The 12968-nt window shown below is 72.2% G+C and carries 13 protein-coding genes; 8 read left to right on the forward strand and 5 right to left on the reverse strand.

All coding sequences use genetic code 11. From position 1 onward, the window contains the following. The first annotated feature begins 108 nt into the window (after window positions 1-108). The 3 genes from IE275_RS23925 (at window position 109) to IE275_RS23935 (ending at window position 3315) form a co-directional block, all read left to right on the forward strand. Window positions 109-1050, forward strand: a complete 942-nt coding sequence (locus tag IE275_RS23925) for an ROK family protein (RefSeq protein ID WP_189713427.1) — start codon at window positions 109-111, stop codon at window positions 1048-1050. Then, window positions 1050-2282 (forward strand): N-acetylglucosamine-6-phosphate deacetylase, encoded by a 1233-nt coding sequence (gene nagA / locus IE275_RS23930; RefSeq protein WP_189713428.1) that lies wholly within the window; start codon window positions 1050-1052, stop codon window positions 2280-2282. The genes IE275_RS23925 and nagA overlap by 1 nt, the downstream gene beginning before the upstream one ends. A gap of 112 nt (window positions 2283-2394) precedes the next feature. Continuing rightward, a complete protein-coding gene (locus tag IE275_RS23935; RefSeq protein WP_189713429.1) occupies window positions 2395-3315 on the forward strand; it encodes a 1-phosphofructokinase family hexose kinase in 921 nt (306 codons plus the stop codon). Between the two features lie 6 nt (window positions 3316-3321). Here the strand turns inward: IE275_RS23935 and IE275_RS23940 are convergent, their stop codons facing one another. Together IE275_RS23940 and cdgB are read right to left on the reverse strand one after the other, a co-directional pair. Then, window positions 3322-4281 (reverse strand): carbohydrate-binding protein, encoded by a 960-nt coding sequence (locus IE275_RS23940; RefSeq protein WP_189713430.1) that lies wholly within the window; start codon window positions 4279-4281, stop codon window positions 3322-3324. A 131-nt stretch (window positions 4282-4412) separates the two neighbouring features. After that, the gene (gene cdgB / locus IE275_RS23945) at window positions 4413-6080 is read right to left on the reverse strand and encodes a diguanylate cyclase CdgB (RefSeq protein ID WP_189713431.1); all 1668 of its coding nucleotides are present in this window, start codon (window positions 6078-6080) and stop codon (window positions 4413-4415) included. Between the two features lie 473 nt (window positions 6081-6553). Between cdgB and IE275_RS23950 the strand changes: the two genes are divergently transcribed. Together IE275_RS23950 and IE275_RS23955 are read left to right on the forward strand one after the other, a co-directional pair. Then, the gene (locus IE275_RS23950; RefSeq protein WP_189713432.1) at window positions 6554-7072 is read left to right on the forward strand and encodes a flavin reductase family protein; all 519 of its coding nucleotides are present in this window, start codon (window positions 6554-6556) and stop codon (window positions 7070-7072) included. 74 nt (window positions 7073-7146) lie between these two features. After that, window positions 7147-7677, forward strand: a complete 531-nt coding sequence (locus IE275_RS23955; protein ID WP_189713481.1) for a GNAT family N-acetyltransferase — start codon at window positions 7147-7149, stop codon at window positions 7675-7677. Between the two features lie 159 nt (window positions 7678-7836). Here IE275_RS23955 and arfB read toward each other — a convergent pair whose 3' ends face one another. Beyond that, a complete protein-coding gene (gene arfB / locus IE275_RS23960) occupies window positions 7837-8274 on the reverse strand; it encodes an alternative ribosome rescue aminoacyl-tRNA hydrolase ArfB (RefSeq protein WP_189713433.1) in 438 nt (145 codons plus the stop codon). 183 nt (window positions 8275-8457) lie between these two features. Between arfB and IE275_RS23965 the strand changes: the two genes are divergently transcribed. Both IE275_RS23965 and IE275_RS23970 read left to right on the forward strand, forming a co-directional pair. After that, complete coding sequence (locus IE275_RS23965; RefSeq protein WP_189713434.1) at window positions 8458-9033, forward strand: TerD family protein; 576 nt, start codon at window positions 8458-8460, stop codon at window positions 9031-9033. Between the two features lie 170 nt (window positions 9034-9203). Further along, entirely contained in the window at window positions 9204-10211 is a 1008-nt protein-coding gene (locus IE275_RS23970; protein WP_189713435.1) for a bifunctional GNAT family N-acetyltransferase/NUDIX hydrolase, read from the forward strand. On the opposite strand, the gene IE275_RS23975 is transcribed toward IE275_RS23970, so the two are convergent. Continuing rightward, window positions 10181-11584 (reverse strand): M1 family metallopeptidase, encoded by a 1404-nt coding sequence (locus tag IE275_RS23975; RefSeq protein WP_189713436.1) that lies wholly within the window; start codon window positions 11582-11584, stop codon window positions 10181-10183. The genes IE275_RS23970 and IE275_RS23975 overlap by 31 nt on opposite strands. 57 nt (window positions 11585-11641) lie before the next feature. Between IE275_RS23975 and IE275_RS23980 the strand changes: the two genes are divergently transcribed. After that, window positions 11642-12142, forward strand: a complete 501-nt coding sequence (locus tag IE275_RS23980) for a hypothetical protein (protein WP_189713437.1) — start codon at window positions 11642-11644, stop codon at window positions 12140-12142. 79 nt (window positions 12143-12221) lie between these two features. Here IE275_RS23980 and IE275_RS23985 read toward each other — a convergent pair whose 3' ends face one another. Then, window positions 12222-12920 carry a pentapeptide repeat-containing protein gene (locus tag IE275_RS23985; RefSeq protein WP_189713438.1) on the reverse strand — a complete coding sequence of 233 codons (699 nt, stop codon included), beginning with the start codon at window positions 12918-12920 and terminating at the stop codon, window positions 12222-12224. Between the last annotated feature and the right edge of the window lie 48 nt (window positions 12921-12968).

The following is a 12968-nucleotide window of genomic DNA, read 5'->3' on the forward strand; positions in this document are numbered from 1 at the left end:
ACCACCTATGTGGACTAGACCTCCTTCGGGCCTCCTGGGGCGGCACGCTACCCCCAACCCGCGCAAGTGGACTAGACCTCTTGCACGTACTCGGTCCACACTGTTCCCGTGAGACATGTCATCGCCCTCGACGTGGGCGGCACCGGGATGAAGGCCGCGCTGGTCGGGGCCGACGGCACCCTGCTGCACGAGGACCGCCGCGCCACCGGCCGCGAACGCGGCCCCGACGCGGTGGTCGCCGGCATCCTCGACTTCGCCGCCGACCTGCGCGCCCACGGCATCGACCGGCTCGGCGAACCCGCCGCCGCGGCCGGCGTCGCGGTACCCGGGATCGTCGACGAGACCCGCGGCATCGCCGCCTACGCGGCCAACCTGGGCTGGCGCGACGTCCCCCTGCGCACCCTGCTCACCGAACGGCTCGACAGCCCCGTCGCGCTCGGCCACGACGTACGCACCGGCGGACTCGCCGAGGGCCGGGTGGGCGCGGGCCGAGGCGCCGACCGGTTCCTGTTCGTGGCGCTCGGCACCGGCATCGCGGGCGCCATCGGCGTCGACGGCCGGGTGGAGGCGGGCGCGCACGGCTTCGCCGGCGAGATCGGCCACATCGTCGTACGGCCCGCCGGAACCCCCTGCCCGTGCGGGCAGCACGGCTGTCTGGAGCGGTACGCCTCGGCGGCGGCGGTCAGCGAGGCCTGGGCGGCTGCCTGCAAGGACCCGGAGGCGGACGCCGCGGACTGCGCGAAGGCCGTCACGTCCGGCGACCCGAACGCCGTCCGGATCTGGCAGGGGGCCGTGGACGCGCTCGCCGACGGCCTGGTCACCGCGCTCACCCTGCTGGACCCGCGCACGCTCGTCATCGGTGGCGGGCTCGCGGAGGCGGGGGAAACCTTGTTCACACCGCTGCGGGACGCCGTCCGGCGGCGGGTCACCTTCCAGAAACTGCCGACGATCGTGCCGGCGGCACTGGGCGACACCGCGGGCTGCCTGGGCGCGGGGCTTCTCGCCTGGGATCTCCTGAAGACAACCGACGGCATGGAGGTAACAACCTGATGGCCACCCCCCTAGGGGCGCGGGGCGCCTCATCACGCGGCTCCGCCGCGCGGGCGCGGCACACCGCACCCACCCCGCAGCCCGCGACCGGCACGGCGCCCATCGTTCTCTCCGGCGCCCACGTGGTCCTCCCCACCGGAACCGTCCCCGACGGCCGGGTGGTCATCGACGGCACCCGCATCGCCGCCACGGCCCGGGACGACGCCCGGGTCGTCGACGCGCGAGGCCACTGGCTGGTCCCCGGCTTCATCGACCTCCACAACCACGGCGGAGGCGGAGCCTCCTTCTCCGGTACGGCGGAGGACATCCAGAAGGCCATCCACACCCACCGGCTGCACGGCACCACCACCCTCGTCGCCTCCACCGTCACCGACGACATGGACTTCCTGGTGCGCCAGGCCGGCCTGCTGAGCGAGTTCACCGAGCAGGGCGACCTCGCCGGGATCCACTTCGAGGGCCCGTTCATCTCACCGTGCCGCAAGGGCGCCCACTCCGAGGAACTGCTGCGCGACCCGGACCCGGCCGAGGTCCGCAAGCTGATCGACGCGGCCCGCGGCCGGGCCCGGATGGTCACCCTGGCCACGGAACTCCCCGGCGGCCTGGACTCCGTACGGCTGCTGGCCGAGCACGGCGTGATCGCGGCCGTCGGGCACACGGACGCCACGTACGAGCAGACGGTTCAGGCCATCGAGGCCGGAGCGACCGTCGCCACCCATCTGTTCAACGCCATGCCCACCCTCGGCCACCGCGCGCCCGGTCCGATCGCCGCCCTCCTGGAGGACGAGCGGGTCACCGTGGAACTCATCAACGACGGCACCCACCTGCACCCCGCCGCCCTGGAACTGGCCTTCCGTCACGCGGGCGCGGGCCGGGTCGCCTTCATCACCGACGCGATGGACGCGGCCGGCATCGGCGACGGCCGCTACATGCTCGGCCCGCTGGAGGTCGAGGTCAGCGAGGGCGTCGCCCGGCTGGTGGAGGGCGGCTCGATCGCCGGCTCCACCCTCACCCAGGACCGCGCCTTCAAACGGGCGGTGACCGTCGACCGCCTCCCGGTCGAGGACGTCGTCACCGCCCTCTCCACCAACCCGGCCCGTCTCCTGGGCATCTCCGACAAGGTCGGCTCCCTCAGCCCCGGCAAGGACGCCGACCTGGTCCTCCTGGACGAGAACTTCGACCTCAAGGGCGTGATGCGCAAGGGGGATTGGGTGGTGGATCCCCAACTGGCCTGAAACGTCCCCCCGTACAGGAACGGTGGCCGACCCGAGGACTGGGCCGGTCGCCGTCCATTTGGCATGATCGGGCCTCCGGAAGCACGTGCACGAGTAATCGGGGGAGGTCCAGGTGATCCTCACGGTCACGCTGAACGCCGCTCTCGACCTCACCTATCGCGTACCGGCACTGCGGCCGCACACTTCGCACCGGGTGACGGACGTGGCGGAACGGCCTGGCGGCAAGGGGCTGAACGTCGCCCGGGTGCTGGCCGCGCTCGGGCACGAGGTGACGGTCACCGGGTTCACGGGCGGCGACACCGGCCGTCTGATACGGGAGCGGCTCACCGGGGCCGTCGACGCCTTCGTGCCGGTCCGCGGCTCGTCCCGCCGTACGGTCGCCGTCGTCGACGCCCGCACCGGCGACACCACCCAGCTCAACGAGCCCGGCCCGCTGATCACCCCCGCCGAGTGGTCCGCCTTCCTGGCGGCGTACGAGGAACTGGTGGCCGGCGCCGAGGCGGTGGCCCTGTGCGGCAGTCTGCCGCCGGGGGTGCCCGTGGGCGCGTACGCGGGCCTGGTGCGCACGGCACGGACCGCGGGCGTACCCGTCCTCCTGGACACCAGCGGGGAGCCGCTGCGCCGGGGCGTCGCCGCCCGCCCGGACATCGTCAAGCCGAACGCCGACGAGCTGGCCGAACTCACCGGCTCCCACGAGCCGTTGCGCGCCACCCAGGACGCCCGCCGGCGCGGCGCCCGGGCCGTGGTCGCCTCGCTCGGGTCCGAGGGCCTGGTCGCGGCGACCGAGGAGGGCCGCTGGCGCGCCACCCCGCCCGCCCGGCTCCGCGGCAACCCGACGGGCGCCGGCGACTCGGTCTCGGCCGGCCTGCTCTCGGCCCTGGCAGAGGGCCTCGCCTGGCCGGACCGTCTCTCCCGCGCGGTCGCTCTCTCCGCGGCGACGGTCCTGTCCCCGACGGCCGGCGACTTCGACCGCACGGCCTACGAGGACCTGACGAACCGGGTCACGGTGACCGGGGAGGCCACCGCGGCCTGATCCGGCCTAGTCCTTGACCTGGCCCTTCTTGAGCCACAGCTGGTCCAGGAGCACATTGCACTTGTCGCCGTTCTCGCAGGAGACGGAGATGGTGTTGGTGCCCTTGGTGAGCGTCGGCCAGGCGTAGGTCTTCGTCCATCCCTTGGCGAAGTCACCGTCCTGGGCCTTCGCGAAGTTACCCAGATTCAGCTTGCTGCCGAAGGCCTTGCCGTTGACGGTGAGCGTCATCGACTGGTCCTCACCGGCCGCGCTGTAGTGCGCGAAGACCGTGTAGGTGCCGTCCTCGGGAATGCCGTTGACGGTCCAGGTGACGGAGTTGCCCACCTGGTTCAGGTTGCCCACGTAGACGCCGCCGTCGGCCTGCGCGCCCTGGACGTCCGAGGCCAGCGCCGCGGCGCCGCCCAGCCGGAGGGCCTTCGCGTCGATCGTCGGCAGTTCCTCGTCCGTCGCCTCGCTCGTGGAGGACCCGCTGGGCGAGGCGCTCGCGGAGGAGGTGGGCGCGGTGGAGACCTCGTCGGCCCCGGCGTTGTCGTCGGTGCCGTCGTCGCCGTTGGCCATCACCACGACGATGCCGACCACGACCGCGGCGACCACCGCGACCGCGCCGATCAGCAGGCCCTTGGTGTTGGGGCCGCGGCCACGGCCGCCGCCGCCCTGCGCGGACGGCTGACGACCCGTCGGGCCGCCCCCGGCGGTGAAGGACTCGGGCGCCGCGTTCGGCTGGCCGTACGCGCCCTGCTGGGGGACCGTCGGCTGGCCGCCGCCGTACTGCCCGTACGGGGCGGTCTGCTGCTGTGGCTGTCCGTACTGGCGCTCGCCGACCGCGCGCACCCGGCTGACCGAGTTCGGGTAGCCGTAGCCACCACCGGAGGGCGGCTGGGCTCCGTTGGCCTGACCGTCGGCGTAGAGGTAGCCGAACGGGTCGTCGTCCTCGGGCGTGCTCGCGCCGTTGTTGCCGGGCGTCATCCCTTCGTACTCCTCAACAGGTGCGGGGTTGATGCGATGCAAGGTGAGAATGGCGAGCCTACCCGCTCCCCGTGCCCCAAACGGGTGACTCGGATCGCATCAGCTCGGTAACCAGGATGCTGACCTGGTGATCATCCCGCACGTCTGTGCTGTTTGGGACGAGATCGTTTCTCGACGTACATCCGCTCGTCGGCGGACTTCAGCACTTCGTCCGCCGTCATCCCGCAGTGCGCCCAGCCGATGCCGAAGCTGGCGCCCACCCGGACGGCGCGTCCCTCGGCGCGGATCGGCTGGATGATCTCGTTGCGCAGACGGACGGCGAGGTCCTGGGCGTCGGCGCGGCCGAGCCCGTCGGCGAGGATGACGAACTCGTCGCCGCCGAGCCGGGCGACGGTGTCGCCGTCGCGGACCCCGTTCGACAGGCGCCGGGCGACCTCGATGAGGACGGCGTCACCCGCGTTGTGCCCGAACCGGTCGTTGATCGACTTGAAGCCGTCGAGGTCGCAGAAGAGGACCGCGAGCCCCTTGGTGCCGTCGTCGTGGGCGACCTCTTCGGGGGCGACCGTGTGGACATGGTGGTCGTAGGCGTCGTACGCCTCCACGCCGCCGGGCCGGTAGTCGAAGCCGTGGCCGTTGGCGTCGAAGGCGGGGTGGCCGTAGGCCTGGTCCATGGCGTCGACGGCGGCCGGGTGGGTCGACTGGGGGCGCTGACAGAGCCGGGAGGAGAGGCGGGAGCGCAGTTCGGCGGAGTTCGGCAGGCCGGTGAGGGAGTCGTGGGAGGCGCGGTGGGCGAGCTGGAGCTCGCGGCGCTTGCGCTCCTCTATGTCCTCGACGTGGGTGAGGAGGAAGCGGGGGCCGTCGGCGGCGTCGGCGACGACGGAGTTGCGCAGGCTGACCCAGACGTAGGTGCCGTCCCGGCGGCCGAGGCGCAGTTCGGCGCGGCCGCCCTCGGCCGAGGTGCGGAGCAGGGTGCCTATGTCCTCGGGGTGGACGAGGTCGGAGAAGGAGTAGCGGCGCATCGCGGAGGCGGGCCGGCCGAGGAGGCGGCAGAGCGCGTCGTTGGTCCGGAGGATCCGTCCGTGCTGGTCGCCTCCCATCTCGGCGATGGCCATGCCGGAGGGGGCGTACTCGAACGCCTGCCGGAAGGATTCCTCGCTGGCGCGCAGGGCCTGCTGCTCGCGTTCGAGTCGGACCAGTGCCCGCTGCATATTCGCGCGTAGACGTGCGTTGCTGATCGCGATGGCGGCCTGGAAGGCGTACATCTGGAGCGCCTCGCGGCCCCAGGCGCCGGGCCGCCGGCCGTTGCGGGGCCGGTCCACGGACAGGACGCCGATCAGTTCGCCGCTGGGGCCGCTGCCGGGCGTGGGGGGCGTGAACATCGGCGCGAAGAGCCGGTCGGAGGGGTGCCACTCGTCCTCGAAGCGGGGCGCGGGCCCGTCGGTGTACCACTGCGGGACGTCGTCGTCGTCGAGGATCCAGCCCTCGGTGTGGGGTATGAAGACCAGGTCGCCCCAGGTCTCGCCCATGCTCAGGCGCCGTTCCCAGGACTCGCGGGAGCCGACCCGGCCGGTGATCAGGGCCTCGGCGGCGGGGTTCCCGGAGAAGGCGGCGACCACGAGGTCGCCGTCGGGGCGCACAAGGTTGACGCACGCCAGCTCGTAGCCCAGCGCGGTGACCACGCCGTCGGCGACGGTCTGCAGCGTGTCGGCCAGGCTGCGGGCCGTGTTCATGTCGGCCATGACCTGGTGCAGCTGTCGCAGGGACGCAAGGCGGACGTACGGTTCCGACTCGGTCTCCATGCTTCGCCCTCCCCCCGAGACTTCGCAGCGAATCAAGGGTTGTCTTCGGCGTAACGTCGTTTCTGGTGCTGTGCCTGTCGGTCTGTGTGTCCTTGTGACGCCTCCGCCACTGAATCACAGCGCGCTGCCCACTCGGTACACAGGGTCAACAATTAATGGCCCTTGTGACTCAAGTCACAGATAAACGTGAACAATTGCGTGGAGTTTCTGCGTTTTCTCTGTGTGTTTACTGAGCGTATGACGACACCCGGCCGAGCGTACGGGAAGGGCGGGGCTAATCGCGCCGCGGACCGTGCAACGGGGAGATCACGGATCCGCCGGGGGTCCTAAGACCGTGACCGGACCGTCCTCGGGCCAAAGCCCGATGCGGGGCCGTCCGGGCGGAGACTAGCGTGCCGAGGGTGCTGCCTCCAGACGTGCTGAAGACTCCCTCCGTCCCCTCCCCCTCCACGCCCTCCGGGCATGCTGTGGGGGTGAGCAACGACGAGTTCCGTGCGGTCATGTCCCGGCTGGCGGGCGGGGTGGTCCTGGTGACCGCGCAGGAACCGCCGCTGGACCCGGACGACCCCCGCGCACCGCAGGGCGAGTACGCCGGCATGACGGCCACCGCCTTCCTGTCGGTCTCCCTGGACCCGCCGTTGGTCCTGGTCAGCCTGCGCACGGGCGCCCGCATGGACGACCTGCTCGACGAACAGCCCCTGTGGGCGGTGTCGGTGCTCGCCGAGAGCCAGCGGCACATCGCGGGCCGGTTCGCAATGAAGGGCCGCCTCAGCGACCGGCTGCTCTTCGAGGACATCCCGTACACCCCCGGCGCGATCACCGGCGCGCCCCTCGTGGGCGGCGCGCTGGGCAATCTGGAGTGCCGTACCGAGCAGCGGGTGACGGCCGGGGACCACACGCTGGTGATCGGCCGGGTGCTGGGCGCGCGGATGCCGAGCGCGGACGGCGGACCGCTGGTGTATTTCCGGGGCAGGTACCGGCAGTTGGGGTGAGCGTCCGGCGATCGGCCACGGCCCGGAATTCGGTGGCCGGTCCACGGCTCCCGACTTACGGTGCCCGGATGACGATGCCATCGACCCCGCCCGCCACTTCACCCCCCACTTCCGGGACTTTCCTCAGGCTCGAAGAAATCACACGCGCGAACATCGAGGCCGCGCTGGGAATTCGGGTGCGTCCCGAACAGGAATTCGCGGTCTCCCCGGTGGCTAAGTCGCTCGCCGAGGCATACGTCCATCCCGGCGTCGCCTGGCCGCGTCTCGTCGTCGACGGCGACCGCCCCGTCGGCTTCCTGATGGCCTTCCTCGACATCGACTGGAACGACGACGGCGGGAGCGTGATCCGCTCCGGGCTGTGGCGCCTGAACATCGCGGCCGGCGAACAGGGGCGTGGCTACGGGCGTTTCGCCGTGCGTTCGGTCGCCGAGGAGATCCGCCGACGGGGCGGCAGGGAGCTGTACGTCACCTGGCACCCCGGCGAGCACGGCCCGGAGAACTTCTACCTCGGCCTCGGCTTCCGGGACACCGGGGAGCGGAGCGAGGGGGAGACGGTGGGGGTCCTGGCGCTGGACGGACCGGACGGCTCCACCGGACCGAGCTGACGTCGGGCCCGGCCGGGCGCCCGGGATCCGGGACGACGCCGATCACGGCGATCGGATTGTGTACGAACGTGAAGGCGAGGGCCCGCTCCACGCGGTGGTCGACCGCGCGGGCGCGCCCCGCTCCACGCCCCGGAATGCCGCGTCGGACGCCCCGGGCGATCAGCCCCAGTCCCGCCCGGAGCGACCCCGCTTGGTCTCCGCGCGCTGCTTCTTCTCCCGCAGCCGGCGCTCGTTGATGCCGCGGGGGATCCGGGTCGGCCGGCGCGGCTTGGGCGGCGGCGCCGTGGCCTCCGCGAGCAGCGCCGCGAGGCGTACGGCGGCGGTCTCGCGGTTGCGCCACTGGGACCGGTGCTCGGAGGCACGGACGGCGACGACCCCGTCGACCAGCCGCCCGGCCAGCCGCTCCAGCGCACGCGCCTTCCACACCTCGGGCAGCGCCTCGGTGCGGGCCAGGTCGAAGCGGAGCTCCACCTGGGAGTCGCTGGTGTTGACGTGCTGCCCGCCCGGCCCCGAGGACCGCGAGAAGCGCCAGATCAGCTCCGCCTCGGGCAGGGCGACGGAACCGCGGATGAGATGAGGACCGGACATGTCGTCCATGGTCCCGCTCCTGTCCGGTCCACGTCACCCCAATATCGGCGGTACCGCCACCCGGCGGAGGGACACTTGGTAAAGAAAGTAAAGACACGGGGAACCTTCGGCCCCCTTCGCTGCGTTCCTAGGGATAGCTGTAGCTTCGTGCCGCACGAAGCCTGTACGCAACGAGGGAAAGGACTCCCAACCATGGCTGTAAGCCTGTCCAAGGGTGGCAACGTCTCGCTCACCAAGGAGGCTCCGGGCCTGACCGCCGTCGTCGTGGGCCTCGGCTGGGACGTCCGCACCACCACCGGCACGGACTTCGACCTCGACGCCTCGGCGATCGCGGTCAACCCCCAGGGCAAGGTCTACTCGGACGGCCACTTCGTCTTCTTCAACAACAAGCAGACGCCGGACCAGACGATCGTCCACACCGGCGACAACCGCACCGGTGAGGGCGCGGGCGACGACGAGGCGATCAACGTCAACCTGGCCGGTCTCCCGGCCGACATCGACAAGATCGTCTTCCCGGTCTCGATCTACGACGCGGAGAACCGCTCGCAGAACTTCGGCCAGGTCCGCAACGCCTACATCCGTATCGTCAACCAGGCCGGCGGCACCGAGATCGCCCGCTACGACCTCTCGGAGGACGCGGCGACCGAGACCGCCATGGTCTTCGGCGAGCTGTACCGCAACGGCGCGGAGTGGAAGTTCCGCGCCGTGGGCCAGGGCTACGCCTCGGGCCTGGCGGGCATCGCCCAGGACTTCGGCGTCAACGTCTGATCCGACGCCCCGCCTCCCGCGGAGCCCCCGGTCGCCCTCGGGCCGACCGGGGGCTCCGCGCGTCCGCCCACCCTGGCGCGGGCGGACCCGAGCCCGCGTGGCCCCGAGCGGAGTCCCGGCCGGCGTGAAATCCCGGGAGGAGTCCCGGAGCGGCGCCTACCCTCCGTCCCATGCTGCTGACCCCGCTCCCCCTCACCCCCGACCACGACATCCCGGGCCCCCTCCTCACCGAACTCACCGCCCTCTACGCCTCCAACCACGAGTTCCAGGCGCTCAGCGGCGACTTCCCCAACCCGGACGACATCCGCCCCGAGCAGGTCGCGGCCGCGCTCGCGCGGGAACTGGCCGATCCGGGCGTCGAGGTTCTGCTCGCCCGCAGCGAGGGCCTCCTCGTGGGGGTGGTGATCACCCTCGCCCGGCATCCCGACCCGGCCGACCCCGACCCCTGGATCGGACTGCTGCTCGTGGACGCCTCCGTCCACGGCCGGGGCCACGGGCGGCGCATCGCCGAGCAGGTGGAGGAGCGGTTCCGGCGCGCCGGCCGCACCGCCGTGCGCCTCGCCGTCCTCGGCGCCAACCCCAAGGGCCTGGCCTTCTGGACCGCCCTCGGCTACGAGATCGTCGACCACCGCCCCGACCTCCAGCTCGGCCGCCCCTGCGCCGTACTGCGCAAGCCCCTCGGCGCCCCCCGCCGCACGCCCCGTCGTGCCGCCCGGATCGCCGTGGTCGACCCCGAGGGTGCCGTCTTCCTCTTCCGCTACGACAACGTCGAGGTCGGCGTCCACTGGGCGCTGCCCGGCGGCGGACTGGAGGCGGGCGAGTCACCGCGCGAGGGCGCGCTGCGCGAGCTGGAGGAGGAGACCGGCTGGACGGACCTCGCCCCGGGCCCCCTGCTGTGCACGTGGGAGCACGACTTCACCCACACCGGCACCCCCGTCCACCAGCACGAACACGTCTACGTCACGCGGGGCCCGCACCGGGAGCCCACCGGCCCCCACCTCCCCGCCGCCCACGCCTCGGACGGCATCCTCACCTGGCGCTGGTGGACGCGGGAGGACCTGCGCAGCGCACCCGAGCCGGTCTGGCCACCCGAACTGGCCCGGCTGCTCGACGAACACGACGAGCACGACGAGCACGACGACAACCGTCAGGGCCGCTCCGGCTTCCCGTCCCCGTAGAGCCAGTCGTCCCAGACCTCGGTGAAGTCCTCGTCCGGAGCCTGTTGCTCCACGTAGGACGTGAAGTCCTCCGTGTCCGCGTTGCCGTGGCGGTGGGTGGCGGTCCAGCCCTGGACGATGTCGTAGAAGGCGTCGTCGCCGACGGTCTCGCGGATCCGGTGGACGACCATCGCGCCGCGCTGGTAGACGGTGTCGGCGGAGATCACCTCGGCGTCGGTGGGCTCGGCGGGCGGGAAGTCCCAGAGGCCCTCGTAGTCCTCCTCGCCGTGCTCGTACACGTCGGTGAAGGTCTCCTCGGCGGTGAGGCCGCCCTCGTCCTCCGTCCACAGCCACTCGGCGTAGGTGGCGAGGCCCTCGTTGAGCCACATGTCCGCCCAGGACTTCGGGGTGACGGAGTCGCCGAACCACTGGTGGGCGATCTCGTGGACGAGGGTCTCGGTGTCGGGGGCACCGGCGTAGACCGGCCGGTTCTGGGTCTCCAGGGCGTAGTCGGCGTCCTCGGGGCGGTCCACGATCGCGCCGGTGGAGGAGAAGGGGTACGGGCCGAAGTTGTTCTCCGCCCACTCCATCACCTCGGGGAGCCGGGCCAGCACCGCGCGGCTCGCCTCGGCCTGCGACGGGTCGACCGCGACGTACACCGGCAGACCGCTCTGCGTGGTGGACCGGGTGACCGTGTACCGGCCGATCGCGAGCGTGGCGGCGTGGCTCGCCATGGGTTCGGCGGTGTGCCACACGAACGTGGTCTTCCCGCCGCTGGTCCGCCGGCTCTTCAGCTCGCCGTTGGAGACGGCCGTCAGCCCCTTCGGGACGGTGACGGTCAGGTCGTAGGACGCCTTGTCGGACGGGTGGTGGCTGCCGGGGAACCAGGCCATGGAGCCGGTCGGTTCGCCGAGCGCCAGTGCCCCGTCGGCGGTGGGCAGCCAGCCCTCCTCGGAGCCGTCCGGGTCGGTGATCGTCCGGGGCCGGCCGGAGTAGTCCACCGTCACCTCGAAGGTCTCGCCCTCGGCCAGTCGGTCGCTCGGGCGGACGGTGAGTTCCTGGCCTTCGCGGTCGGTGCCGGCCTCGTGGCCCTCCACGACGACCTTCGAGACGTCGAGGCCGGTCAGGTCCAGATCGAACGCGTCCAGGTCCTGGGTGGCGCGGGCCGTGATCACGGCCTTGCCGGTCAGCCGCTCGCCGTCGGGGTCGTAGGCGAGGGTCAGGCCGTAGTGGGAGACGTCGTAGCCGCCGTTGCCCGCCTTCGGGAAGTACGGGTCGCCCACGCCGGACGCACCGTGGTGCGCGCCGTCCTCCGAACCCCCGTCGCAGCCGCTGAGGGCGAGGGCGGTGGTCAGCAGTAAGGCGGCCGGGACAAGGCGTACGGATCGGGACATGTCAGAGATCCTATGGGGAGGGCGGGTCCGGACAAGGAGGCGTGACACCATCCCTACGTGCTCGACATCGGCTACGCCCTCTCCAACCGCTTCCCGGACCCGCCGCAGACGGACTACCGCCGCGCGGACGTCCACGCCCTGCGCCACGACCTGTTCTGCGGGGACGTCTACCTCGCCGACGCCAAGGCGGACCGGGAGTTGTCCACAGCCTGGGGATGGGTGCCGGTGCTCGACTTCGCGTGGGCGCTGTGCGACATCGTGGAGCGGATCGACCGGGATCCGGCGGGCTCCCGCGCCTCCCGCCCCCAGTACGCCGAGCTGGACTTCACCGAGTCCACCGACCGCATGCTCTTCGAGCGCCGCTTCGGCTGGGTGGACATCGAGGCCGACTGGATGCCGGCCGAGGAACCCCCGCTCACCTTCTCGCACGCCGAACTGCGCCGTGAGTCCCGCGACTTCCTGCACGACCTGCTCGCCGACCTGATCGACCTGCACGAGGACCTGGGCGAGAACCCGGCGATCTGGACGCTCCAGGCGAAGTTCCCGAGGGTCGGGTGACCCCCCTCCGGGCTCCCTTCATGACCCTCCCCTGACGCTCCCCCGGCCTTCCCCTCGCCCCTCCTCCCCAGGCCCCCGCTCAGCCCTCCACCCTGATCCCCAGCTGCCCCGCCAGCACCGGCGCCAGGTCCAGCAGCTGCCCGGCGCTGATCACCGCTCCCGCCAGCCGGTCCACCCCCGCCGCGAGGGTGAGTTCCGAGGCGCCGCGCAGGTCGACGTCCGTCAGGGTCGCCGCGGTGAGGTCGGCGGATCTCAGCGCGCAGTCCACGAACTCGACCCGCTCCAGCCGGGCCCCGCCGAAGTCCGGCTCGACCAGGACGCAGGACTCGAAGACGACGTCCCGCAGCCGCGCCTGACGCAGGTTCAGATAGTCGATCTTGCCGCCGCGGACCACCACCCGCTCCAGTACGGCGCCGTGCAGCTGCGTGCCGCCCAGCCGGGCGTCCACCAGCTCCACGTCCCGCAGGGTCGACTCGGCGAGCTGGGTGCCGACGCCCCGGATGCCGGTGAGGACCGAGTCGAGCAGCCGGGCGTGGTGCAGCCGTGTCCCGTCCAGCGCGCAGCCGGTCAGCGCGCAGTCCATGAAGCGGGCGCCCGCGCCGTCCTGCCCGGCGAGGTCCGTCTCGCGGAACTCCAGCCCGTCGTAGTCCCCGTCGGGTTCCAGCTCCCCGCCCCCGTACGGCTCCAGGGCCGGCAGCCGCACCTCCGGCCGCCGCGCGCTCTTCACGCCTGTCGCCTTGCCCGCCCCGCCCGCCCCGCCTGCCCGTGTCCTCGCCATCCCCCCATGCTGCACCCCGGCACTGACAATCCCCGGCCCGCCCTTGAC

Source organism: Streptomyces phaeofaciens (genome assembly GCF_014648915.1).
Lineage (GTDB): Bacteria > Actinomycetota > Actinomycetes > Streptomycetales > Streptomycetaceae > Streptomyces > Streptomyces phaeofaciens.